Origin of the sequence: Methylophilus sp. OH31, assembly GCF_000576615.1 — a bacterium.
GTDB lineage: Bacteria > Pseudomonadota > Gammaproteobacteria > Burkholderiales > Methylophilaceae > Methylophilus.
In genome coordinates this window covers 114,599-138,071 of record NZ_BAUS01000002.1, presented here as the reverse complement: position 1 = coordinate 138,071, position 23,473 = coordinate 114,599, and the positions used below count along the sequence as shown (strand labels likewise).

The following is a 23,473-nucleotide window of genomic DNA, read 5'->3' as shown; positions in this document are numbered from 1 at the left end:
CATCGATAAACTGTCACGATGCTTGATTTTTAGCCACTGGTGGGTACACTAGTGGCTTCTTGTTTTTAACTCCACTCTTTTGGACAACATCCCATTAAGCTGGCAGATTGGTCTGCTCTTGCTACTGCTGTCACTGACAGCCTTTTTCTCCATCGCCGAAACCAGCCTGATGTCGCTCAACCGTTACCGGATGCGGCACCTCGCCAAAGAAGGTCATCGCGGTGCCAAACTGGCCAGCCGCCTCATTGCACAAACCGATAAAACACTGGGCGCCATTCTATTAGGCAATACCTTTTGTATCGTTGGCTCCTCCACCTTGGAAGTCGTGATTTCAGAGCGCCTGTTTGGCGAAGGCGATTACGTCCTGATGTTTGGCTCGTTGGCCATCACCTTTGCCATCCTCGTCTTCAGTGAAATATCGCCTAAAGTCATCGCCGCCGCCCATGCCGAAAAACTTGGTTTTGCCAGCAGCTATTTACTGTACCCCATTCTCTGGCTGTTCACGCCTGTGGTCTGGTTTGTCAACTTATTCGTCAAAGCCTTCCTTAAATTGCTGGGTGTACGTGTCAATTTTGACGAGCAGGCGCAATCAGTCACCACCGAGGAGTTACGCAGCATTGTCAGCGATGCCGGGCAATATATTCCTTCGCAAAGCCGCACCATTCTGCTGAACCTGCTAGACCTCGAAGACATTATTGTTGACGACGCGATGACCGCGCATACCATGGTTGAATTTATTGACCTCGACCATACGATAGACCAGATTATGGAACAACTGGCGCGCAGCCATCACTCGCGCCTGCCGGTGAGGCAAGGTGACCACGAAGATATCGTCGGCATTTTGCATGTGCGCAAGGTGCTGCCTCTGCTGCGTGATTTTCACATCGGCAAAGCACCAACCAAAGCACTGCTACAGGCGGCCATGAGCCTGCCTTACTATATTCCGTCCGGCACTCCGCTTTACACGCAATTGCAACAGTTTCAGAAGCGACATGAACGCATTGCGCTGGTCGTCGATGAATACGGTGAATTCAAGGGTTTGCTGACACTGGAAGATATTCTGGAAGAAGTGGTGGGGGAATTCACCACCCAGTCACCCGAGCATGCCAGCCATTTCCATCAACATGAAGACGGCAGCTGGCTGGTCGATGGCGGCAGCCTGCTGCGAGATCTCAACCGCAAATTGAAACTCTCCCTGCCTACCGACGGTCCACGCACATTGAATGGTTTAATTCTTGAGCACTTTGAAGGCATTCCGGAACCCGACACCAGCTTTAAAATCGGTGAACATAAGCTGGAAATCCTCGACGTACAGGACCGTATCGTCAAGCGCGTCAAAATTTATCTTTAAAAAGCCGGACTTCTCCTGCATCAGGCCCTTGAATTTTTCAATACAAGGCGCAAAATAGGTTCTAAGACAGGTATACAAAACTATGGTACGACCCAAGCGTGAAGGTGATCTGGCTCTTGAATCCCAGGTTGCCAAACCCAAGCCTCCAGAGTTATATAAGGTGTTGTTGCTCAACGACGACTACACCCCCATGGAGTTTGTCGTCGCCGTCATTGAACGTTTTTTTAACAAGTCTCGTGAACAAGCGACACAAATCATGCTCCAAGTACATACAGAGGGCATGGGCGTATGTGGCGTTTACCCACAGGATATTGCAGAAACCAAAATGCATCAGGTCTTGGAATCTGCCCGCGAAGCACAACACCCTTTGCAATGTGTGATTGAAGCCGCTTGAAACGCGACAGCCAGATGCCAAAGATGCGAGATTGGAACGGTTCCAATCGGATGGCTCACGGTGATGTCCAGTCGTAGCATCCTGAGAATATCGGGCAAATACACTGACATACTTGCGGTTCAAGTCAGATTGCACAGTGGTAGCATGGTAATGAGGTGATTCTGGCGAGCTTGACTCATATAAAAGTGAGCAAAAAGCAGCGACGACACATTGAATTTTTTGGAAAAAAGCACGATAACAATAAACAGACAGGTTTTACCGGTATTGCATGAAGTTACGTCTGTGAATGAGGCGTTTTTTGTAGTGTAGTGTATTAAGGAAAGTCATCATGATTGCTCAAGAACTTGAAGTTAGCCTGCACATGGCGTTTATGGACGCGCGACAAAAGCGTCACGAATTAATTACGGTTGAGCATCTGTTACTGGCTATGTTGGACAACCCAACCGCCGCAGAAGTCCTGCGCGCTTGCGGTGCCAAATTTGACACACTGCGCAGTGAACTGAGTCAATATATCGAAGAACACACCCCGACAGTGGCCGGCACTGAAGAAGTTGACACCCAACCTACCCTGGGCTTTCAACGTGTGATTCAGCGTGCCATGCTGCACGTACAATCCTCAGGCAAAAAAGAAGTCACCGGCGCCAATGTGCTGGTCGCGATCTATGGTGAAAAAGATTCCCATGCCGTATTTTTCCTGCATCAGCAAGGCGTCACCCGCCTGGATGTGGTTAACTTCATTTCTCATGGCGTGGCTAAAATCCAGGAAAATGAACCCAAGGCATCCAGCACTGAGCAGGAAACTGAAGGCGAAAGCGTCAGCACCGGCGCACTGGAAAGCTTTACCCTCAACCTGAACGCGCAAGTGATTGCCGGCAAAATCGACCCATTGATTGGTCGCAGCCAGGAACTGGAACGTGTGATCCAGACCTTGTGCCGTCGTCGTAAAAACAATCCTTTGCTGGTAGGCGAAGCCGGTGTGGGCAAAACCGCCATTGCAGAAGGCCTGGCGTCGCGTATCGTCAGCAATGACATTCCGGAAGTGCTGGAAAATGCCACGGTTTACTCACTGGATATGGGCGCCCTGCTAGCTGGCACTAAATACCGTGGTGACTTTGAACAACGCCTGAAAGCCGTGATGAAACAGCTGGCCGAGAAGCCTGATGCAATTCTGTTTATTGACGAAATCCATACACTCATTGGCGCGGGTTCCGCTAGTGGCGGCACGCTGGATGCCAGCAACCTGCTGAAACCGGCGTTATCCAATGGCTCACTCAAATGCATAGGCGCGACGACTTATCAGGAATATCGTGGCATCTTTGAAAAAGACCATGCCTTGTCACGCCGCTTCCAGAAGATCGACGTACAAGAACCTAGCGTGGCCGAAACCATTGAGATTCTCAAAGGCCTGAAAACCAAATTTGAAGAGCACCATAGCGTGAAATACAGCGCCAGTGCTTTAACAGTAGCAGCTGAGCTGTCAGCCAAGTACATCAACGACCGCCATTTGCCAGATAAGGCAATTGACGTGATTGATGAAGCCGGTGCTGCGCAGCGTATTCTGCCAAAGAGCAAACAGAAGAAAATTATTGGCAATAAAGAGATTGAAGAAATCATTGCCAAAATTGCGCGTATTCCGCCCAAAAACATTTCCAGCGATGACCGCAATGCGCTGAAAACACTGGAGCGCGACCTGAAAGCAGTCGTATTCGGCCAGGACAAAGCGATTGAAGTGCTGTCTTCTGCCGTCAAAATGGCGCGTAGCGGCCTGGGTAACAGTAGCAAACCGATTGGTAGCTTCCTGTTTGCGGGCCCGACCGGGGTGGGTAAAACCGAGGTGGCCAAGCAATTGGCTTATGTGCTCGGCATTGAATTACTGCGTTTTGACATGTCGGAATATATGGAACGTCACGCAGTATCGCGCCTGATTGGTGCGCCTCCGGGCTATGTTGGCTTTGACCAGGGTGGCCTGTTGACCGAAGCCGTGACCAAGCAACCTTATTGCGTGCTGTTGCTGGACGAAATTGAGAAAGCGCATCCGGATATTTTCAATATCCTGCTGCAAGTGATGGATCATGGCACCTTGACTGATAATAATGGCCGCAAAGCAGATTTCCGCAATGTGACGATTATCATGACCACCAATGCGGGTGCGGAAAATCTGTCTAAATCGAGCATAGGCTTTACCAACAGCAAAGACAGTACCGATGAAGCGGCTGACCTCAAGCGTTTCTTCAGCCCTGAATTCCGTAACCGCCTGGATGCGACGGTATCATTCAGCGCACTGAATCAGGATGTCATTCTGCGTGTGGTTGACAAGTTCCTGATGCAGCTGGAAGATCAATTGCATGAGAAGAAAGTGGATGTCACCTTTAGTGACGAGCTCAAGGCCTACCTGGGTAAAAAAGGCTTCGACCCGTTGATGGGTGCACGCCCAATGGCAAGACTGATCCAGGATACGATACGCAAGGCACTAGCGGATGAGCTGCTGTTCGGTCGCCTGAACGACGGTGGTCTTGTCCATATCGACATTGATGACAACGATCAGATTAAACTGATTTTTAAAGAAGAAACCATTTCGGCCTAGTCTGGCTGGAACTTTGACACCACGGTGACATCTACTATAATGTCACCGTGGCTCTCCCGCACCAGTTTGGTGCAAAAAATCCCCAACGCGCTACCAGATCTGCCTACTTAGGTCACGGATGACATAAAATCAATACGTTAGGTGTTTCATATTGCTGGTATAGTTATTGCTGTAAATGTATTGCCTGACAGATATGATTTTGTAATGCAAAAGATATTTTATTTTCTACATGTGTTGTGTTTGCTGTTTGCTTTGCAGACAACGGCTGCCGAACCGGCGGTCACGACTTCGCTATTAGAAACCGGCATCTCGGCGGCAAGCCTCTCCAATGCCATTGATGACAGTTTATCTGCCGACTTTGGCCAAGGCAGTTGTTGCGTCGACATGCTGGAAATCGCCGAAGTAGATGTCGACAAAATCCTGCTACCTGGGTTTAGCTACCCGCTGCATAAAACCACCTACCTCGCCCCTGAGCATCATCTATCCTCCTATCACCTGCAACTCGGCTTCTGGCTTGACCGGCCGCCTCAACTCGCTTAACAACTTTCCCAACCTTTTAGCTTTATTGGCTGAAAGCGTCATTTTAATTATTAGTTAAGGTGGCTGTGACATTATGATATGAACAGTCACCTGAAAAAGGATCGTTATGTTAAGTTCGACCCGCTGGCGGAAAGCATGCAGGCTATTGTGGCTATATTGCTGCATTACCCCCGTTGCATTTGCAGAAACCACTTTTGACCTGAAAACCCTGCTGGATAAAGCCGTGGCCGAAAACCCGATGATGGCTGTCAGCAAAGCACAAATTGAAGCGGCTGCGGCAGGCATCACCGTAGCAAGATCTTTCTATAACCCGGACCTGGAAGTGATGGCAGGACCAGCCAGATACCGTGGTGTGCCAACGCCAGGTGCCAGCGAAAGAAACTATGGCGTCACCATTTCGCAACCGCTGGACTTTCCCGGCACACGTAGCTCACGCCGTGAACTGGCTGAACAGCAACTGACTTACGCTGAAAAAGGTATCCAGACCACGAGCTTTGATCTGCGCAACCTGATCAAACAGGCCTATCTGACGGTGCTCTTGCGCCAACAGATTCTGCACATGCTGGGTGCGAACCTCAGCATCTTGCAGGAAATCCAGACCAAGATCAAACGCAAGGTAGATGTGGGTGAGGCCGCAAGATATGAGCTGATCAAGGCGGATACTGAGGTGCTGGCAGCAGAACGTGATTATGCCAGTGCACAAACCCGTATTGATGAAGCCAAAGCGATTTTGCGCGGCATGATAGGCAATATGCCAGACACGTTCGAAGTCAAATCTGAACTACCCACGATCTCAACCCTGCCCAGCATCATCGACTTACGCAAGTCTGCCGAAAACAACCCTTACCTGCAACAGCTGATCACGGCAAAAGACAGTGCGGAAGCCAAACTCAAACTGGAGCAATCCTTACGCTTTCCTGGCCTCACCTTGAAATCTGACTTTACCCAAGATCCTGACCTCAACACGTTCAGGGTCGGTGTCGTGGTGCCATTACCTGTCTGGAACCGCCGTGACGGCCAGATTGCACAAGCCGCCGCAGGGATTGAGGAGGCAGATGCCAATATCAAGTTGCAACACCAGTTGCTGCGTAAAGAGATTGATAGCGCCTACCAACGTACAGTGATCGCCAGCAACCAGCTCAAAGTATTTGAAAATGGCTTGCTGCAACAATCAGAAGCGACCCTCAGTCGCGCAGAAGCCGCTTATAAATTCGGAGAACGCGGCATCCTGGAATACCTGGATGCGCAACGCGTCAATCGTGATGTCAAACGTGACTATCTGATTGCCAAATTCGATTATTTTTTCAGTGTATTGCAAATCGAACGCTTCATCGGTTCGGATTTGGTTCAACCTTAAGGGGATGGTCATGTCTCGTGTTTTATTTTCAACTTTGCTAGCTGCCGCGCTGGCTGTCATGTCTACCGCGTGCACAGAAAAAGCTGCCCCGGCCCCAGAAACCAAAGAGGTCGTGGACCCAAGCCTGGTCATGCTGACCAAAGAGCTGGCTGCTAACGTCAGCATCGGCCCGGTCGCCGAACTCGATTTTGTCGATACCTTGCGCATTCCTGGTCGCATCCAGGTCGATGAACAATATGAATCCAGAGCTGGCGCATCTATCACCGGCCGTATCAGCACGCTAGATGTCAATCTGGGCGATGAAGTGAAAGCGGGCCAGCGACTGGCTGTGATTAAGAGTACAGAGCTGGCGCAATATCAATTAAGCTACATCAAAGCCAGCCAGCAGATGCAATTGCAAACCAAAGCGGTCGACCGCGCCAAACAATTGCTGGAAGCGGATGTGATCAGCCTGGCGGAATTGCAGCGCCGTGAAGGTGAACTCAACGCCGCCAATGCCGAATTGAATGCCGCCCGTGACCAGTTACTGGTACTCGGCATGCCGCCTGCCAGCATTTCCCAGCTGGGTTTGCATAACAGTGGCATGTCAACCAGCCAGGTGAACTCTAAAATCACCGGCACGGTGATTGCACGTAAAGCCAGGCTGGGCCAGGTCGTGGCGCCGGCAGAAGAACTGTTTGTGATTGCTGACTTGTCGCATGTATGGGCAGTGGCAGAAATCCCGGAGCAACAAATTGCGCACATTAGAGAAGGTCAGTCGCTAGATATTGAAGTACCGGCACTGGATGATGCTGAACTGACGGGCACGCTGGCATTTGTAGGCGATATCGTGAATCCGGCCACGCGTACCGTGATGGCGCGCGCCAATATCAGCAATGAAAAAATGCTGTTAAAGCCGGATATGCTGATCACCATTTTGCTGGAAGCCAAACCGGAGAAAGTCATTGCGATTCCGTCCACCGCTGTGGTGCGTGAAAACAATGCCGACCATGTGTTTGTACAAACCCTAAAATCCACCCAGTATAAATTGCTGCCAGTCACCCTGGGCCGGACTTATCAAGGCAACAGAGAAGTACTGCAGGGCTTGCAACCAGGCGATCAAATCGTGCTCGATGGCGCGTTTCATGTCAACAATGAACGCAAGCGCAAAGAAATGGAGTAAAGCATGATTGAATCCCTAATTCGAGGCGCGCTTAAGCAGCGCCTGATTGTGCTGGTCCTGGCTGTCGGATTTATCCTTGCTGGCCTGTTTGCAGTTAAAAAACTGTCTGTCGATGCTTTCCCGGATGTGACTAACGTCCAGGTCATGATTGCCACACAGGCCACCGGCAAGTCGCCGGAAGAAGTCGAACGCTTCATCACCGTACCGCTGGAAATCGCCATGACCGGTTTGCCCGGCCTGACCGAAATGCGCTCGGTGAATAAAAATGCCTTATCCCTGATCACGCTGGTATTTACCGACAGCACCGACGTCTACTTTGCCCGGCAACTGGTGATGGAACGGCTGATGGAAGTGATGGAGCGCATGCCGCAAGGCGTGACACCTATCCTTGGACCTGTGTCTACTGGTCTGGGCGAGGTCTATCAATTCACGCTGGATAAACCGGATGACGGTAAAAAGGCATTGACGCAAGCTGATCTGACAGAGCGTAGAGCGATTCAGGACTGGGTGGTACGCCCATTGCTACGCGGCATCCCAGGCGTGGCTGAAATCAACTCGCAAGGCGGCTACGTCAAGCAGTACCAGGTGCTGGTCAACCCGGACCGCATGACGCATTTTTCGATCAAACTCAAAGATGTGTATGAAGCACTGGCGCGTAATAACGCCAACAGCGGCGGCGGCATTTTGCCGCATTATGCCGAACAGTACCTGATTCGTGGTGTCGGCCTGGTGCAAAACCTGGACGATATCCGTAACATGGTGCTAAAAGAAGAAAATGGCACGCCGGTCTATATCCGCGACGTCGCAGAAGTCACTATCGGCCATGAAGTACGTGTGGGTGTGGTGCTCAAAAACGGCGATACGGAATCTGTCGGTGGCATTGTCATTATGATGCGTGGCGGCAACGCCAAAGAAGTAGTGAGCCGTATCAAAGCCCGTGTGGAAGAAATCAACAGCAAAGGCATGTTGCCACATGGCCTGCAGATTGTGCCCTACTATGATCGCAGCGAGTTGGTTGATGCGGCCTTGCACACCGTCACCAAAGTGCTGATTGAAGGCATTATCCTGGTGATTGTGATCCTGTTCCTGTTCCTAGGGGATGTGCGTTCCAGCCTGATTGTGGTCGGCACTTTGATCCTGACGCCTTTAATCACCTTTATGGTCATGAACCACTACGGCATTTCTGCCAACCTCATGTCATTGGGTGGCCTGGCCATCGCCATTGGCCTGATGGTCGATGGCTCTGTCGTGGTGGTGGAGAATACCTTTCACCATTTGGGACATCGCAAAGATGAAAGCAGAATCCGCGTCGCCCTGGAAGCGGCGACGGAAGTGGCTACACCGGTATTGTTTGGCGTCGGCATCATTATCCTGGTGTTCTTGCCCCTGATGACACTGGAAGGCATGGAAGGCAAAATGTTTGCGCCTTTGGCCTACACCATTGCCATTGCGCTGTTTGTGTCGCTGGTCTTGTCGCTGACCCTGACGCCTGCGCTGTGCTCCTATATGCTCAAAGGCGGCAGTGGCGACGATACCAAGCTGATACAAGCCATTAAACGACCATATTTATCAGCACTGAACTGGGTGCTCGATAATGAGAAGAAAACCATCCTGGCCTCGGCCCTGGTCTTTGTTGGCACGATTGCGCTGTTTCCATTTTTGGGCACCTCATTTATCCCGGAAATGAAAGAAGGCTCTATCGTCCCCGGCATTAACCGCGTGCCTAATATCTCTCTGGAAGAATCCATGAAAATGGAGAGCAAGGCGATGAAGCTGATCATGGAGCAAGTGCCTGGTATCAAATCGGCCATCTCCGGACTGGGTCGCGGTGAAAGCCCGGCCGATGCGCAGGCACAAAACGAATCTACGCCGATTATTAGCCTCAAGCCGCGTGATCAGTGGCCCGAGGGATGGACCCAGGATGATATCGCTGAAAAAATGCGTCAAGTACTGGAGAAGTATATTCCGGGTGTACAAATCATCATGGCACAACCAATCTCTGACCGTGTCGATGAACTGCTGACCGGTGTGCGTGCGGATGTAGCGGTGAAGATTTTTGGTGAAGACCTGGATGCACTCAAGCAAAAAGCGGATGAGATCGCCAAAATTGCCGGCTCGGTGACAGGCGCCACTGAAATCAAGGTAGAGAAAGTCTCAGGCCAGCAATACCTGAATATCACGATTGACCGCCAGGCGATTGCCCGTCATGGTATCAATGCATCTGATGTCCATGATGTGATTGAAACCGCCATAGGCGGCAAAATTGCGACTGAGATTTTTGAAGGCCAGCGCCGTTTCTCAGCGGCGGTGCGTTATCCGGAATCCTTCCGCAATAATGAAGAAGCTATCCGCAACATTATGCTGACTTCGCCCAATGGCTCACGTGTCGCGCTGGAAGATCTGGCCGATATCGAGATCAAGGATGGCCCGGCGCAAATCAGCCGCGAACTGGCGAAACGCCGTATCGTGATTGGCGTCAATGTCAAAGACCGCGACCTCGGTGGCTTTGTGGCTGAGTTGCAACAGGTGCTGGGGCAAAAACTGCAGTTGCCCGATGGCTATTATCTGGAGTACGGTGGCCAGTTCCAGAACATGGAACGCGCCATGGGCCATTTAATGATCATTATCCCGGTGACCATTGCGGCCATTTTCTTCCTGCTGTTCCTGTTGTTCCAGTCTTTGCGGTTTGCCACCATGATTATTCTGGTGCTACCCTTTGCCTCAATTGGTGGTGTGATTGCCTTGTTTGTCACGGGGGAGTACTTGTCAGTTCCTGCATCGGTAGGCTTTATTGCCTTATGGGGCATCGCCGTGCTCAACGCGGTGGTACTGGTATCGTATATACGCACCCTGCGTGAAGAAGGCCTGAGTCAGCTTGAAGCCATCCGCAAAGGCTGTGCCCAGCGCTTCAGGCCGGTGATGATGACCGCCACTGTGGCCATGCTGGGGCTGGTGCCGTTCCTGTTTGCGACAGGCCCTGGCGCCGAGGTACAGCGGCCGTTGGCGATTGTGGTGATTGGGGGCTTGATTACCTCTACCCTGCTCACCCTGATTGTGGTGCCCACCCTCTATCGTAAGTTTGAAGAAAGCAAAATAGAGGCATAATGCTGCCCCAGTGAGTCTATGCTCTAAAGGATATTTTTATGAAAGAAATCAAAGCAGTCATACAACCGGCGAGATTGGCAAAGATACGCTCTGCACTGCGCAATATCAAAGGCTTTCCCGGCATGTCGGTCAACAAGATGGAGGGTTGCGGCCCACATTTGCAAAAACCGAGTGTGGGGGTGCGTGAAGAGTTGACCGATTACAGCCCGAAAGTCTATATATATATGGTAGTGCCAGATGAACTGGTGGAAGGCGTTTTGCAGACCATCGTTGAAGTCGCCCATACCGGCAATGTCGGCGATGGCATCGTCTGGGTGACGCCGGTTGAACGCATGATCCGCTTGTCAGAACAGATCATGGTGCTGGATTAGCAACATAGATCAACTATAAATCACGCCAGCCCAGCCCATCGTGCTGATGGGCAATTTGTACCCAGTCACTGGCGCAGTTTAGTACTGCACTCAACGCCTGCTTAGCCAAAGCAGGCGTATTATTTTTCTCGCTCAGGTGTGCAGCCACCAGATGTTTGAGCTTACTGTTATCCAGCTGACCAAGTAATTGCGCACTGGATTGATTATCCAGATGCCCCAGCCAGCCGCCCACGCGTTTTTTCAGTGAGTGCGCATAAGGGCCGGTTCGCAGCATGTCCAGGTCATGATTGCATTCAAGCAACAAACCATCACAGCCTTGCAGCATCATCACAATATGTGGCGTGACGCTGCCGACATCCGTCAACACGCCGAATTTGCGGGCCCCATCACCAAACACAAATTGCGCCGGTTCGCGCGCATCGTGCGGCACCGGATAAGGTAACACTTCGATCTCTTGTAAAGCAAACGCCGTATGGGCATCAATGATATTGATCGTGACCGCTTGTGTCGGCAGGTAGCGCTGGCACATGCTGTAAGTGCCATGCGTCAACCAGACAGGAATCTGGTAACGTGCTGCCAATTTGAACGCCCCGCGCGCGTGGTCGTCATGCTCGTGTGTGACCAGGATACCCGAGAGTTGTTCGGGTTGCAGATCCAGGCGCGCCAAGCGCTGCACAGTCTCTTTCACGCTAAAACCACAGTCAAGCAAAAGCCGGGTTTCCCCGGCTTCTACCACAGTGGCATTGCCTGCGCTGCCACTGCCTAAAGATGCAAATCGCACACCTGGCCTCGGTTATTTCAGTTGCTCATACAGCAGGGAAATAATACGGTTAGCCGTGGTCGACGTATTGCGCTTGTTATCCACCGTCAACACATACACATCGGTAGTGTCATCTGCATTTTCCAGTACCTGAATACGATACTGCTTGCTCGACTTGTCACCGTCTGAAGTGCCTTTCCAGAACTTGGTTTTATCGCCAGGTTTGACTTCAACCGGTGCAGCCGATTTTTCGTCTTCATCACTGCCCCAGAACTTCAGACGCTCCAGCAAGCCTTTTTTCTGCTTGATAGGATCTTCTGCATCGGTATCGGCATAACGCACATAGAAAATACCTTCGGAACGGTTTTTATCTTCTGTGACAAAACCAATACGATCCAGCGCCAACCCCACACGACGCCAGGCGCGGTCGAATGGCTCATTGAGTTTCAAAGTCACGCTCTGGTCAGGCTCTTTAATCACGTCAGCGCGCTTGTCTGAAGCCACTTGTGTCATGACCTGATCGGCTTTCTGCTCATCCAGGCCCAGTTTCACCATCATGCGGCGCAATAATTCAGCATCGAGGTCAGCATCAAACTCCTGTCCGGCATTGTTTTTATTGTCTGCCGCATTGGCGCGATAACCAGTGTCGATTTTACCCAACTGCGTTGTCACATAGTTCTTACCATCATCCGGCGCACCGGCTACGGTACGATGCGTCATATAAATCTCAGTGGTCCCGTCTTTTTCACCACGCTCCAGCCGGGTACGGAATTTACGTCTGTCGGCAAAGCCGGAGAGTTTATCCAGCCAGGCATCAAACTTCTCGCCATAGCCACGATTATCTTCTTTCGGCTTGATAGCATCCGACCGCAACCACTCGGTTTCAATCACACCAAGCTCCGGATTTTCCACTTTGACCGCAAAGCCTTGATCCAACCAGAAATCACGCACCACCGGCCAGATTTTTTCAGCCGGGGCATTCACCACCAGCCAGCGTTGTTGTCCGGCCTTAACCATGCGCACGTTTTTCATATCGGCCAGCACTGGCTGCGGGCCGTTTTGCTCTTGTGCATCCTGGTTTTGGCTATAGGCAGAATAGCTGGTGCTGCCAGGCACGTTATAAGTGCTGCTGGTGCGCACGGCGGTCAGGTCAGGGGGAACTTCCAGTGGTTTGGAACGGCCTGCACCTTTGTAATCAGAGCTGTTATCGATAAACGGGATAGAGTCGCACGCAGCCAGTACTGTCACCAGGCTGACCAGCACGGCCCGTTGTAACCAAACATGATTCATGTATTTCACTTATTTCACCCTAAATTTAGTCTTCGCTCAATCAAGCGGCAATATCAGCCTGCTTCATGGCACTGCGTAATACTTCATGATATTGGCTGGATAAATTCACCAGCGGCAAACGAATGCCGGTGGCAATCAAGCCCATTTGCTGCAATACCCATTTCACCGGAATCGGGTTCGCCTCTACAAACAATTTCTGATGCAGGGCGAACAATTTGGCATTCGCCGCCTTGGCAGCAGCAATGTTGCCATTCAAGGCATGCACGCACATCTCGTGCATCAATTGCGGTGCTACATTGGCAGTCACCGAAATCACGCCTTTGCCGCCCAGTAACATCAACGCCAGCGATGTCGCATCATCACCGCTATACACGGCAAAGTCGGCGGGCACACGCAACAGTAAGTCCGTACCGCGCTCAATGCCGCCGGTCGCATCTTTAATGCCGACAATATTAGGCACTTGCGCCAAACGCACCACCGTATCATTGCTTAAATCACAGCCGGTACGGCCTGGCACATTGTATAAAATTTGTGGAATGTTAACCGCTTCGGCGACCGCTTTAAAATGCTGGTACAAGCCCTCTTGTGAAGGCTTGTTATAGTAAGGCGCAACCAGCAGGCAAGCATCCGCACCCAGGCTTTTTGCTTTCGCTGTCAGCTCAATCGCTTCAGCCGTCGAGTTGGCCCCTGTGCCTGCAATCACATGCACACGTTTAGCCACATACTCAACCGTGGTTTTAATCAGTAAGCAATGTTCGTCAACATTGACAGTAGGGGATTCGCCGGTAGTACCGACGATGACAATGCCATCTGTACCGGCGTCGATATGAAAATCGATCAGCTTTTTGAGCGCGTCCAGATCCAAACGACCATCTTCAAACATCGGGGTCACGATTGCGACCAAACTGCCCGTAAACATACCTAGCGCCATTCAATAATAAAGCGAATATTTTAACTGATTATGCGCCTGAACGCCAAAGAACCCGCTGAGCCACCAGACAAGGCCTGCCAAGCCATCGTCAAACATGGTTTCAGTTATAATGTCAGCCTTTGCAACAGGGATTAAATAGCGTTCTTGCCAAGGTAACATGCAGACAACGAGCCGACTCAAGCAGCACACATTGATTGCGCAGATTGACGCTCTGCTGCCGCAAACACAATGCCGCCAGTGTGGTTATGACGGCTGCAAACCGTATGCGGCGGCAATTGCCAATGGCGAGGCCAATATCAACCAGTGTCCGCCAGGCGGTGAGCCAGGTGTTCGGGCATTGGCCAACTTACTGCAGCGCCCTTACCTGCCGTTAAATCCCGCCCATGGCATGACCAAAGCCAAAGCAGTGGCGGTGATTGATGAAGATACTTGCATAGGCTGCACACTGTGTATCGCCGCCTGCCCGGTCGATGCTATTCTTGGTGCCGCCAAATTCATGCATACCGTGATCAGCCAGGAATGTACCGGCTGTGAATTATGCCTGCCACCCTGCCCGGTCGATTGCATCAGTATACAAACTGTGGCTGGCCGTGCATTGGCGATGAATACAGAGGAATCCGACCTGGCAAGACGCCGTCACGAACAGCGACTCAAGCGACAGGCATTTGAAACACACAACAAAGCCAAAACCTATCATCAACGCCCCGCTGCATACGCTGGCACCGCGCAAACGGATACGGCAGACATCAGCGCAGCGGCTCCTTCAGCAGACACCCTCAAACAAGCTGCCCTTGCCGCCGCGATGGCGCGTGTAAAAGCACAAAAAGCAGGTTAACCCTTGCTGTCATCAACGAAATATTTGTTATGAATGCCCAAAAAAGACTGGCGATTTTCGAGAGACTGGCACAAGCCATCCCCAACCCGACCACCGAACTGGAACACGGCTCGACCTTTGAATTATTGATTGCGGTCATCTTGTCGGCGCAAGCCACTGACAAAGGCGTGAACATCGCCACGCGCAAACTATTCAAAGTCGCCAACACACCACAAGCCATTCTGGATCTCGGCCTGGAAGGGTTGGAAAGCTATATTAAAACCATAGGTCTTTATCATGCCAAAGCCAATAATGTGCTCAAATGCTGCGAGCAACTGCTCACTTTGCATGGCGGCGAAGTGCCCGATACCCGCGCAGCGCTAGAAGCACTGGCTGGGGTAGGCCGAAAAACCGCCAATGTCATCCTCAACACGGCATTTGGCCAACCCACCATTGCCGTCGACACGCATTTGTTCCGCGTCGGCAACCGTACCAAACTGGCCCCTGGCAAAAACGTGCTTGAGGTAGAGCAGCGCTTTTTGAGCACGACGCCAAAACAGTTTTTACAAGACGCCCATCACCTGCTGATTTTGCACGGGCGCTATACTTGCACGGCACGCAACCCCAAATGCGGTGAATGCTGCATTGCTGATTTATGTGAATTCCAAGACAAGCAAATACACCCGGTGAAACCACCGGCAGAGAGTTAATCATGGCCTTATTTAATCCCAGCCGCGATGAAGTGCGCCAGTTTTTCTTTGATGCCTGGGCCAAGTTCAAACAGCAAAACATATTGACCGACCTCGAAAAAATGGCGGTGGGTATTATGCATCTGCATCCCGAATACCACGCGATTCTGGACCATCCCGAGCAATATCTGGAACAAGCTTATTACCCGGAAATGGGTGAAACCAACCCGTTCTTACATATGAGTCTGCACTTGTCCATCCAGGAGCAAATCAGCATCAACCAGCCCATCGGCATTACACAAGCCTACGGCAAACTGTGTACAAAGTTCCAGCAAGAACATGAGGCGCAGCATGCCCTGCTCGAATGCCTGGCCGAAACCATCTGGCTGGCACAACGCAACCAGACTGGGCTGGATGCTGCGCATTATTTAAGCCTGATCGAGCAACGCGCCGGCATTGCTCCGTCTGCCTGAATTATGCTTCAATAGCCGTCATGAAATCCAATCCGCACGACTGGCTTAACGAACATGGCAATTATTTGTATCGCTTTGCGCTAACGCGGCTACGCGATCCGCATCAGGCAGAAGACGTTGTGCAGGAGACCTTGCTGGCTGCGATCAAAAATCCCAACTATGCAGCGCAATCCAGCCCACGCACCTGGCTCACGGGCATCCTGAAACACAAAATCATTGACTGTATGCGCAAGCAGGTACGCGAAATCCCGGCCTCGGAACTCCTGACCGAAGAAGATGCCAATATGGATGAGTTTTTTGACGAAACCGGCCATTGGGCAGAAAAACCGCAAGCCTGGGATGTGCCACATGACGCCTTGCAGCAAAAACAGTTTTTGCAGGTATTACAGCAATGTATGGCGCGTTTACCGCAAAAGCTGGCCGCCATTTTCACCATGCGTGATGTGGATGAAATGGAAAACGAAGAAATTTGTAAGGCATTGAATATCACCGCGACCAATGCATGGGTAATGTTATACCGTGCCCGTATGGGACTGCGGAAATGTCTTGAAATGCACTGGTAACACGTAATGTGAAACGGACAAAGAGATGCTGAATTGCAAACAAACCAGCGTGCTGGTATCGCAATCACTTGACCGCCCGCTCACCTGGCGTGAGCGCTGGGCGGTCAGGTTGCACCTGGCTATCTGTATCTATTGCCGACGTTTTACGCAACAGCTTAAATGGATTCGCAACGCCATGCAGGTTTGGCAGCAGCAAGTAACGAATGACAGCGAAATTGCGTTGTCACAGGCAGCACGGGAACGCATTACGCAACAATTGGACAAATTTTACTGATGTCCACTTTTAAACCCTGTTTGAAAAAGGAAGCAACATGACGACACATAAAATGGCTGTGATTACTGGTGCAGTAGCGTTATCCCTTGCAGCAGCCGCTGCCCATGCAGGCAGCAATCCGTTTGAATTGAAAACACTGGGCCAAGGCTATCAGGTAGCAGATGCGACTGACAGCAAAGCCAAAGAAGGTAAATGTAGCAGCGGAAAATGTGGGGCAAACAAGCAGAAAGCGAAAGAAGGCAGCTGTTCAGCCGAAAAAATGAAGGAGGGCTCTTGCCATCATGACAAAGCCAAAGAAGGTTCTTGCTCAGCAGACAAAATGAAACAAGGCAGTTGCTCAGCTGAAAAAATGAAAGAAGGCGCCTGCCACGCCAGCAAATAATCGTCGGCAACCATATTCATGGCACAGCTATCGGACATTCGCGGTGCGGGCCTGGGACTAAAGCGTGAGCTGCTGCCCCAGCTGATGCAGCAATATGGTCAGCCATTGCTTGCACAGTTGCAGTTTCTGGAAATCGCCCCCGAAAACTGGATCCAGGCCGGTGGTAAATATGCTGCCGAACTGGACTGGTTGGCCCAGCATTACCCGATAGCCTGTCATGGCTTATGTTTATCGTTGGGCGGGCCTGATCCACTCAATGTCAGCTTTCTTAAGCAGGTCAAACAGTTTCTGGCTGATTTTGAGATTCCCCTCTATACCGAACATTTAAGCTATTGCAGCGATACTGCCAATGGCTATATTTACGATTTACTGCCCATCCCGTTTACCGCAGAGGCGGTTAAATATGTGGCGCAACGTATCCGTCAAACCCAAGACATTCTGGAGCGCCGCATTGCAGTGGAGAATGCCTCATTCTATGTAGCAGCCCCCATCTCCGAGATGGATGAAATCAGCTTTATCAATGCTGTACTGTCCGAAGCCGACTGCGATTTGCATCTGGATATTAATAATGTCTATGTGAATAGTGTCAATTTTGGCTTTGACCCCTATACCTTCCTGGAGCAGATTCCGGCCGAGCGTATTGTGTATGGCCATATGGCAGGGCATTTGCAAGTCGAACCAGACTTACTGGTGGATACGCATGGCGAAGCGATTATCGACCCGGTGTGGCAGCTTTTAACATATGCCTATAACAAGCTGGCTGTGTTCCCGACCTTGCTGGAGCGTGATAGTCATATTCCCCCGCTGCCTGCCCTGATGCAGGAAGTCGACCGCATCGCAATCCTGCAACAACAAGCACAACCCGCCCGCACACAGACGTTGCATAAGGTAGCCTGATGCCTGCATTTCAAGCATACCAAGCGGCATTTACCGCCCACCTGCGGCACCCTGCCCTGCATGCCAAACCTGCAGGGGTCAGTGATAAGCGCATGCGTGTCTACCGTGAAATCGTGTTCAACAACTTTGAGGCCAGTGTCAGCGCCTGTTTTCCGGTGCTACGTGACATTCTGGGACAGCGCCGCTTTAGCAAACTGGTGCGGCAGTGTTTCTTTTCACAGCAATTTAACAGTCCGCTGTTCAAGGATATTCCCGGCAGTTTTGTCGCTTTTCTGCACGCAGAAATACCAGCGGACTTGCCCGCCTACACCGCGCAACTGGCGCACTACGAATGGATAGAGCTGCTACTTGGCCAGCAAGTGGATGCCGCGCCGGCTGATTCAGCTGTCGAACACTTTACGCAAGGGCATGCACTGTTGCATCGCGTTGTGCAGCTGTGTGGCGTGCACCAATTGTTGCATTACGATTATGCGGTACACCTGCTCTCAAAAAAACAGAATACGGTTGAGACAATACCTACGTTTTTACTGGTGTATCGTACGCCCGAGTTTAAAGTCTGTTTTATCCAGCTCAATGCGATCACCTACCAACTATTGCAACAGTTGCAAACACAAACGGCCACCTCACATCACCATCTGCTGCAATTAGCGCAAACAATCCCGCATTTTTCCTCCGAGGCTGTCATCGAATTCGGCTTAGAAACGTTACTCTCTCTTCATCAGCAACAAGCTATCACAACCGATAGCCTGCGATCGAAATAGTCACAAAAATAAGACAGACCGGTCTGCCAAACCGGGCTAGCGTTTGTGGCTAAAAACGACTTTTTTGTCTAAAACCACCGATAGAAACGGGAATTTTTATCGCGATAAACATAGCGAAGCCATGTTATCTGGTGGAAACTGGTAAAATGAACATAAATATTTACATTAAATTAATCATGCAAAAATCACTCGCCAAAGAAGCTTTAAAACAATTTCGAATTATTTTCGGTACCGTCAGACAACATTTTAGAGAAATTGAAGCTTCGTGCGGCATCTCAGGTTCACAGCTTTGGCTCTTGCATGAAATCGCTACTCATCCAGAATTAGGGGTCTCGCGCCTGGCAGAAAACCTTGCCATTCATCAATCCACCTGTAGCTTACTGGTAGAAAAACTGGTCAAAAGACAATTGGTCGAAAAACAGCGTCTGAGCCAGGATCAACGCAAAGTCGGGCTGATTGTGACCGAAGCGGGCCACGCTGTGCTGTCCAAAGCACCCAAACCGGTCGATGGTATTTTGCCGCAAGTACTGGCCACGCTGGACACCGATTCTTTACAAAGCCTGAACGCCTCGCTCAAAATGGTGATCGGTAAACTGGACGCACAATCGAATACCTTGGGTGATCAGCCACTCGCAGATCTATAGCAACACCCGAATATAAAAAAGCCGGCGATTGCCGGCTTTTTACTTTGTTACTTGAGGCGAGTCACTATTCACCAAATACCGCAGCTTCACGCGCATTAGCCAGTTTGATCACTTCCGCTTTACCCGCGCGATCAAGATCCCACCACTGGCGGATTTCGTCTATGGTTCTAAAACAGCCCTGGCAAAAACCGTTACTGTCATCAATGCTGCATACCCCGACACACGGGGATGGAATTTCCTGATCTGACATATTGAATCCCTTTCGCTGCCTAGTTCAATACAATGTTAGTTCAATGCAATGGTTAGCTTAATGCGCCATGGCAGTTTTTAAAACGCTTGCCTGATCCGCATGGGCAAGGATCATTACGGCCAACACGCACGCCTTCTGGCAAGCCCTGTGCTGGCTGTGCTGCATCCCCGCTATTGGTTAATGCAGAGTCATAATCTGTGTGCTGATATTGCAAGTTGCCCACATCCGCTGCACGCATGGCCTCTTCGGCACGGCGCTCTTCCTCTTCCAGTTCTTCGCGAGAACGCACCTGTACCTGCATGGTGATTTTGGTCACTTCGCTCTTGACGGTATTCAGCAAAGACTCAAACAACTCAAACGCTTCACGCTTGTATTCCTGCTTGGGATTCTTCTGCGCATAGGAGCGCAAATGGATACCCTGACGCAGATGATCCAACGCTGCCAGATGTTCACGCCAGTGGTTATCCAGGCTTTGCAACATGACTGCACGTTCAAAATTGCGCATATTGTCATTGCCAGCCAGGGCCTCTTTTGAGCCATAGCTTTCGTTAGCCGCATCCAGAATGCGCTCACGCAAAGTTTCTTCATGCAAGTCAGGGTTGTTTTCCAACCACTCAGCGACCGGCAAGCTGATGCTCAATTCGTCCTGTAATGCTTGTTCCAGCGCAGGCACTTCCCACTGCTCTTCCACGCTGCCTGGTGGCACATGGGTATTAAACAGGCTGTTAATCACATCCTCACGCATGGCACGTATGGTTTGGCCCACATCGACCGACTCCAGCAATTCATTACGTTGCTCGTAAATCACCTTGCGCTGGTCGTTAGACACATCATCGTATTCAAGCAACTGTTTACGGATATCGAAGTTACGGCCTTCGACCTTGCGCTGGGCGTTTTCAATCGCACGCGTCACCATGGCATGCTCAATCGCTTCGCCTTCCGGCATATTGAGGCGGGTCATGATCGCCGCCACACGTTCACCAGAGAAAATGCGCAGCAATTGGTCTTCTAAAGACAAGTAAAAACGGCTGGAGCCTGGGTCACCCTGACGTCCAGAACGACCGCGTAACTGGTTGTCGACGCGGCGTGACTCATGGCGCTCAGTACCAATAATATGCAAGCCGCCTGCAGCCAGCACGGCATCGTGGCGCTGTTGCCACTCGGCTTTCAGCTGGGCGATTTTGCTTTCTTTGTCAGCATCGCTCAAATTGGCATCATTGCGAATCGCATGAATCTCACCTTCTGAGTTACCGCCCAACACAATGTCGGTACCACGACCGGCCATATTGGTCGCAATCGTGATCATGCCTGGACGACCTGCTTCGGCAACAATCGTCGCTTCACGCTCATGTTGCTTGGCGTTTAACACCTGGTGTTCCAGCTTGGCTTGCGTGAGCAATTGCGAAATCAGCTCAGAGTTTTCAATCGAAGTCGTACCAACCAACACTGGCTGGCCTTTGGCCTGGCATTGTTTGATATCTTCAATCACCGCTTTGTATTTTTCCATGCCGGTGCGATACACCTTATCCATCGCATCCAAACGCTGCACCGGTCTGTGCGTAGGAATCACCACGGTTTCCAGTGCGTAGATCTGGTTAAACTCATACGCTTCGGTATCCGCCGTACCGGTCATGCCGCTCAGTTTCTGGTACATGCGGAAGTAGTTCTGGAACGTGATGGATGCCAGTGTCTGGTTTTCTTTCTGGATCGCCACGCCTTCTTTGGCTTCCACGGCCTGATGCAAACCATCGGACCAGCGACGGCCCGGCATCATACGGCCAGAAAACTCATCCACAATCACGATTTCATTATTGCGCACCACGTAGTGCTGGTCGCGGTGGTAAAGATTTTGCGCACGCAGGGACGCATACAAATGATGCACCAGCGTAATATTGGCTGGCTCATACAAGCTGGAACCTGCGGTCAGCAAACCTGTTTGCTCCAGCAATTGTTCCGCGTGCTCATGGCCCGCTTCACTCATAGTCACGCTTTGCGCTTTTTCATCGACCCAGAAATCGCCTTCGCCGTCTTCCACTTGCTGGCGAACCAGTTGTTTGGCGACTTCGTTGATGGCGCCGTATAAATCAACGCTGTGCTCGGCCTGGCCAGAAATAATCAGTGGCGTACGTGCTTCATCAATCAGGATGGAGTCGACTTCATCCACCAGCGCATAGTGCAAAGGTCGCTGTACGCGCTCTTCTTTACTGAACACCATGTTGTCACGCAGATAATCAAAACCGAATTCGTTATTGGTGCCGTAGGTGATGTCAGAAGCATAAGCTTGCTGTTTGGCATCGTGTGGCATTTGTGACAGATTGATGCCGACGCTTAAGCCCAAAAAGTTGTAAAGCTGCCCCATCCACTCCGCGTCACGTTTGGCCAGGTAATCGTTGACCGTCACCACATGCACGCCTTTGCCAGTCAAGGCATTCAGGTACGTTGGCAGTGTCGCTACCAGGGTTTTACCCTCACCGGTGCGCATTTCGGCGATCTTGCCCGCATTCAGCACCATACCGCCAATCAGCTGTACGTCAAAGTGGCGCATGCCCAACGCACGCTTGCTGCCTTCGCGCACCACGGCAAATGCCTCTGGCAACAATTTTTCCAGAGACTCGCCATTGCTATACCGCTGTTTAAACTCTTCGGTTTTTGCACGTAGCTGCTCGTCGCTCAAGGCTTGAGTCTCTGGCTCTAATGCATTGATTTGTTTGACGGTTTGCTGATACTGCTTGACCAGTCGATCATTACGACTGCCAAAAACTTTTTTAAACAACGAGGCTAACATGAGTCACACCGATTTCCGCATGTGCGGCGTTAAATTGAAATAGACCGAGATTGTATAAGATATAGAGGGGAATTGTCTCAATTATTGCACGTCGGCAAACATTCCCTTACGCATTGACTACTCCAGCGGCTTGCTTCAGGAATGGCTTCTGAGATATTCACGTGGATCCAGCGGGTTGCCGTTAAGACGAATTTCATAATGCAAATGCGGACCGGTTGAACGCCCCGTACTGCCAATCAAGGCAATTTTCTGCCCCTTCATCACGCGCTCACCGGATTTCACCAGCAATCTGGAATTGTGCGCATAGCGGGTTTCCAGGCCTGATCCATGATCAATTTTAAGCAGGTTGCCGTAATCCGGCGTTTGCACAGCCGTGGTCACAATGCCATCCGCCGCCGCATACACTGGCATGCCAACAGAAGCGGGGAAATCCAGCCCTTCATGAAAGGCACGATGCCCATTTAAAGGATCAATCCGCCAGCCGTAGCTGGATGAACTGTAAGCCGCAGCGACCGGGCTACTGTTAGGCAACATTTCGCGCAGCACACTCTTCTGCAACAATTTCGCTTCAATCTTGCCCTGATACTCATCCCTGAAATCCAGGTCCGCCGACATCTGCTCAATCGTGGCTTTCAAGTCCTCTTCGCTTAACGGCGAGTCCTTGACCAGCGGCCCGCCCTGGCCCAATGATTCACTGACCGGTGGTTCAGTCGCGGGCACTTCATTCACCGGCGTTCTTTCATTGATTGGCTCTGCGGTCGATTTAACCCCCGCCAATTTTGACAAACGCTGGTTCTGCGCATCCAGGCGCAAAATGCGCGCCTGCAACTCGCCAATTTGCTTGGCATAGGCATCAAGGTGATTCTGGGTAGACAACATGGCGCCACGCAAATGCGGTGGCAACATGGCTTTCACGCCCTGCGACTTGATCACTTGCTGCGGCGTAATAAACAATAAGATTAATACGACAGGCACCAGGATCAGCGCCAGGAGCAAGCCAAGACTTTCAAACACACCCAGTGTTTTTGGCTTGGCCATTTTTTCTGAAACAATAATGATATTAATCATGCTAAGAACTCTCGCTATTCACCGGCTA

Annotated in this window: 23 protein-coding genes; 17 read left to right on the top strand and 6 right to left on the bottom strand. The window is 51.0% G+C overall.

Translation table 11 applies throughout. The features are described 5' to 3' along the window. Nucleotides 1-79 precede the first annotated feature (79 nt). The 8 genes from OH31_RS02330 to OH31_RS02295 all read left to right on the top strand — a co-directional run bounded on the left by OH31_RS02330 (nt 80) and on the right by OH31_RS02295 (nt 10,864). Entirely contained in the window at nt 80-1,351 is a 1,272-nt protein-coding gene (locus OH31_RS02330; protein ID WP_019881393.1) for an HlyC/CorC family transporter, read from the top strand. Nucleotides 1,352-1,433: 82 nt separating this feature from the next. Beyond that, nucleotides 1,434-1,745: an ATP-dependent Clp protease adapter ClpS gene (gene clpS / locus OH31_RS02325; RefSeq protein WP_019881392.1), complete on the top strand. Its 312-nt coding sequence runs from the start codon at nt 1,434-1,436 to the stop codon at nt 1,743-1,745. Between the two features lie 328 nt (nt 1,746-2,073). Next, nucleotides 2,074-4,329, top strand: coding sequence for an ATP-dependent Clp protease ATP-binding subunit ClpA (gene clpA / locus OH31_RS02320; protein WP_019881390.1), 2,256 nt, complete (start codon nt 2,074-2,076; stop codon nt 4,327-4,329). A 204-nt stretch (nt 4,330-4,533) separates the two neighbouring features. Further along, entirely contained in the window at nt 4,534-4,869 is a 336-nt protein-coding gene (locus OH31_RS02315) for a hypothetical protein (RefSeq protein WP_024929462.1), read from the top strand. A 106-nt stretch (nt 4,870-4,975) separates the two neighbouring features. Continuing rightward, nucleotides 4,976-6,226, top strand: a complete 1,251-nt coding sequence (locus tag OH31_RS02310) for a TolC family protein (RefSeq protein WP_235272930.1) — start codon at nt 4,976-4,978, stop codon at nt 6,224-6,226. 10 nt (nt 6,227-6,236) lie between these two features. Continuing rightward, on the top strand, nt 6,237-7,388 hold the full coding sequence (locus OH31_RS02305; RefSeq protein ID WP_024929460.1) for an efflux RND transporter periplasmic adaptor subunit: 1,152 nt from the start codon (nt 6,237-6,239) through the stop codon (nt 7,386-7,388). A 3-nt stretch (nt 7,389-7,391) separates the two neighbouring features. Beyond that, entirely contained in the window at nt 7,392-10,493 is a 3,102-nt protein-coding gene (locus OH31_RS02300) for an efflux RND transporter permease subunit (protein ID WP_019881386.1), read from the top strand. Nucleotides 10,494-10,531: 38 nt separating this feature from the next. Beyond that, the gene (locus OH31_RS02295) at nt 10,532-10,864 is read left to right on the top strand and encodes a P-II family nitrogen regulator (protein WP_019881385.1); all 333 of its coding nucleotides are present in this window, start codon (nt 10,532-10,534) and stop codon (nt 10,862-10,864) included. A 13-nt stretch (nt 10,865-10,877) separates the two neighbouring features. Here OH31_RS02295 and OH31_RS02290 read toward each other — a convergent pair whose 3' ends face one another. From OH31_RS02290 to dapA, 3 genes are read right to left on the bottom strand one after another with little or no spacing between them, the layout of a single operon-like run. After that, nucleotides 10,878-11,645 (bottom strand): MBL fold metallo-hydrolase, encoded by a 768-nt coding sequence (locus OH31_RS02290; protein WP_024929459.1) that lies wholly within the window; start codon nt 11,643-11,645, stop codon nt 10,878-10,880. 12 nt (nt 11,646-11,657) lie between these two features. Next, nucleotides 11,658-12,914, bottom strand: coding sequence for an outer membrane protein assembly factor BamC (gene bamC, locus OH31_RS02285; RefSeq protein WP_024929458.1), 1,257 nt, complete (start codon nt 12,912-12,914; stop codon nt 11,658-11,660). Between the two features lie 40 nt (nt 12,915-12,954). Beyond that, the gene (gene dapA / locus OH31_RS02280; protein ID WP_024929457.1) at nt 12,955-13,833 is read right to left on the bottom strand and encodes a 4-hydroxy-tetrahydrodipicolinate synthase; all 879 of its coding nucleotides are present in this window, start codon (nt 13,831-13,833) and stop codon (nt 12,955-12,957) included. Between the two features lie 169 nt (nt 13,834-14,002). On the opposite strand from dapA, the gene OH31_RS02270 reads away from it, so the two are divergent. The 9 genes from OH31_RS02270 to OH31_RS02230 all read left to right on the top strand — a co-directional run bounded on the left by OH31_RS02270 (nt 14,003) and on the right by OH31_RS02230 (nt 19,342). Next, nucleotides 14,003-14,680 carry an RnfABCDGE type electron transport complex subunit B gene (locus OH31_RS02270; RefSeq protein WP_024929456.1) on the top strand — a complete coding sequence of 226 codons (678 nt, stop codon included), beginning with the start codon at nt 14,003-14,005 and terminating at the stop codon, nt 14,678-14,680. A gap of 29 nt (nt 14,681-14,709) precedes the next feature. Beyond that, nucleotides 14,710-15,369, top strand: a complete 660-nt coding sequence (gene nth / locus OH31_RS02265) for an endonuclease III (RefSeq protein ID WP_024929455.1) — start codon at nt 14,710-14,712, stop codon at nt 15,367-15,369. A gap of 2 nt (nt 15,370-15,371) precedes the next feature. Continuing rightward, nucleotides 15,372-15,821, top strand: coding sequence for a DUF1841 family protein (locus tag OH31_RS02260; RefSeq protein ID WP_024929454.1), 450 nt, complete (start codon nt 15,372-15,374; stop codon nt 15,819-15,821). Between the two features lie 20 nt (nt 15,822-15,841). Beyond that, nucleotides 15,842-16,384: a sigma-70 family RNA polymerase sigma factor gene (locus OH31_RS02255; protein WP_019881374.1), complete on the top strand. Its 543-nt coding sequence runs from the start codon at nt 15,842-15,844 to the stop codon at nt 16,382-16,384. 25 nt (nt 16,385-16,409) lie between these two features. Next, on the top strand, nt 16,410-16,658 hold the full coding sequence (locus OH31_RS02250) for a zf-HC2 domain-containing protein (RefSeq protein ID WP_024929453.1): 249 nt from the start codon (nt 16,410-16,412) through the stop codon (nt 16,656-16,658). A 37-nt stretch (nt 16,659-16,695) separates the two neighbouring features. Next, a complete protein-coding gene (locus tag OH31_RS02245; protein ID WP_024929452.1) occupies nt 16,696-17,040 on the top strand; it encodes a hypothetical protein in 345 nt (114 codons plus the stop codon). Nucleotides 17,041-17,058: 18 nt separating this feature from the next. After that, on the top strand, nt 17,059-17,937 hold the full coding sequence (locus tag OH31_RS02240; protein ID WP_024929451.1) for a DUF692 domain-containing protein: 879 nt from the start codon (nt 17,059-17,061) through the stop codon (nt 17,935-17,937). Beyond that, complete coding sequence (locus tag OH31_RS02235) at nt 17,937-18,698, top strand: DUF2063 domain-containing protein (protein ID WP_024929450.1); 762 nt, start codon at nt 17,937-17,939, stop codon at nt 18,696-18,698. Before OH31_RS02240 ends, OH31_RS02235 begins: the two co-directional genes overlap by 1 nt. 176 nt (nt 18,699-18,874) lie before the next feature. Continuing rightward, nucleotides 18,875-19,342 carry a MarR family winged helix-turn-helix transcriptional regulator gene (locus OH31_RS02230; RefSeq protein ID WP_242402173.1) on the top strand — a complete coding sequence of 156 codons (468 nt, stop codon included), beginning with the start codon at nt 18,875-18,877 and terminating at the stop codon, nt 19,340-19,342. A 64-nt stretch (nt 19,343-19,406) separates the two neighbouring features. Here the strand turns inward: OH31_RS02230 and OH31_RS02225 are convergent, their stop codons facing one another. The 3 genes from OH31_RS02225 to OH31_RS02215 form a co-directional block, all read right to left on the bottom strand. Continuing rightward, nucleotides 19,407-19,592: a DUF1289 domain-containing protein gene (locus OH31_RS02225; protein WP_019881368.1), complete on the bottom strand. Its 186-nt coding sequence runs from the start codon at nt 19,590-19,592 to the stop codon at nt 19,407-19,409. 52 nt (nt 19,593-19,644) lie between these two features. Further along, the gene (gene secA, locus OH31_RS02220) at nt 19,645-22,377 is read right to left on the bottom strand and encodes a preprotein translocase subunit SecA (RefSeq protein WP_024929448.1); all 2,733 of its coding nucleotides are present in this window, start codon (nt 22,375-22,377) and stop codon (nt 19,645-19,647) included. 135 nt (nt 22,378-22,512) lie between these two features. Then, the gene (locus tag OH31_RS02215) at nt 22,513-23,445 is read right to left on the bottom strand and encodes a M23 family metallopeptidase (RefSeq protein WP_019881365.1); all 933 of its coding nucleotides are present in this window, start codon (nt 23,443-23,445) and stop codon (nt 22,513-22,515) included. Between the last annotated feature and the right edge of the window lie 28 nt (nt 23,446-23,473).

Coding starts and splice junctions, on each gene's coding strand:
- OH31_RS02305 (WP_024929460.1), top strand. CDS start 6,237: ATGTCTCGTGTTTTATTTTCAACTTTGCTAGCTGCCGCGCTGGCTGTC.
- bamC (WP_024929458.1), bottom strand. CDS start 12,914: ATGAATCATGTTTGGTTACAACGGGCCGTGCTGGTCAGCCTGGTGACA.
- nth (WP_024929455.1), top strand. CDS start 14,710: ATGAATGCCCAAAAAAGACTGGCGATTTTCGAGAGACTGGCACAAGCC.
- OH31_RS02315 (WP_024929462.1), top strand. CDS start 4,534: ATGCAAAAGATATTTTATTTTCTACATGTGTTGTGTTTGCTGTTTGCT.
- OH31_RS02270 (WP_024929456.1), top strand. CDS start 14,003: ATGCAGACAACGAGCCGACTCAAGCAGCACACATTGATTGCGCAGATT.
- OH31_RS02230 (WP_242402173.1), top strand. CDS start 18,875: ATGCAAAAATCACTCGCCAAAGAAGCTTTAAAACAATTTCGAATTATT.
- OH31_RS02240 (WP_024929451.1), top strand. CDS start 17,059: ATGGCACAGCTATCGGACATTCGCGGTGCGGGCCTGGGACTAAAGCGT.
- OH31_RS02245 (WP_024929452.1), top strand. CDS start 16,696: ATGACGACACATAAAATGGCTGTGATTACTGGTGCAGTAGCGTTATCC.
- OH31_RS02310 (WP_235272930.1), top strand. CDS start 4,976: ATGTTAAGTTCGACCCGCTGGCGGAAAGCATGCAGGCTATTGTGGCTA.
- OH31_RS02300 (WP_019881386.1), top strand. CDS start 7,392: ATGATTGAATCCCTAATTCGAGGCGCGCTTAAGCAGCGCCTGATTGTG.
- dapA (WP_024929457.1), bottom strand. CDS start 13,833: ATGTTTACGGGCAGTTTGGTCGCAATCGTGACCCCGATGTTTGAAGAT.
- OH31_RS02235 (WP_024929450.1), top strand. CDS start 17,937: ATGCCTGCATTTCAAGCATACCAAGCGGCATTTACCGCCCACCTGCGG.
- clpA (WP_019881390.1), top strand. CDS start 2,074: ATGATTGCTCAAGAACTTGAAGTTAGCCTGCACATGGCGTTTATGGAC.
- OH31_RS02225 (WP_019881368.1), bottom strand. CDS start 19,592: ATGTCAGATCAGGAAATTCCATCCCCGTGTGTCGGGGTATGCAGCATT.
- OH31_RS02295 (WP_019881385.1), top strand. CDS start 10,532: ATGAAAGAAATCAAAGCAGTCATACAACCGGCGAGATTGGCAAAGATA.
- OH31_RS02215 (WP_019881365.1), bottom strand. CDS start 23,445: ATGATTAATATCATTATTGTTTCAGAAAAAATGGCCAAGCCAAAAACA.
- clpS (WP_019881392.1), top strand. CDS start 1,434: ATGGTACGACCCAAGCGTGAAGGTGATCTGGCTCTTGAATCCCAGGTT.
- OH31_RS02255 (WP_019881374.1), top strand. CDS start 15,842: ATGAAATCCAATCCGCACGACTGGCTTAACGAACATGGCAATTATTTG.
- OH31_RS02250 (WP_024929453.1), top strand. CDS start 16,410: ATGCTGAATTGCAAACAAACCAGCGTGCTGGTATCGCAATCACTTGAC.
- OH31_RS02260 (WP_024929454.1), top strand. CDS start 15,372: ATGGCCTTATTTAATCCCAGCCGCGATGAAGTGCGCCAGTTTTTCTTT.
- secA (WP_024929448.1), bottom strand. CDS start 22,377: ATGTTAGCCTCGTTGTTTAAAAAAGTTTTTGGCAGTCGTAATGATCGA.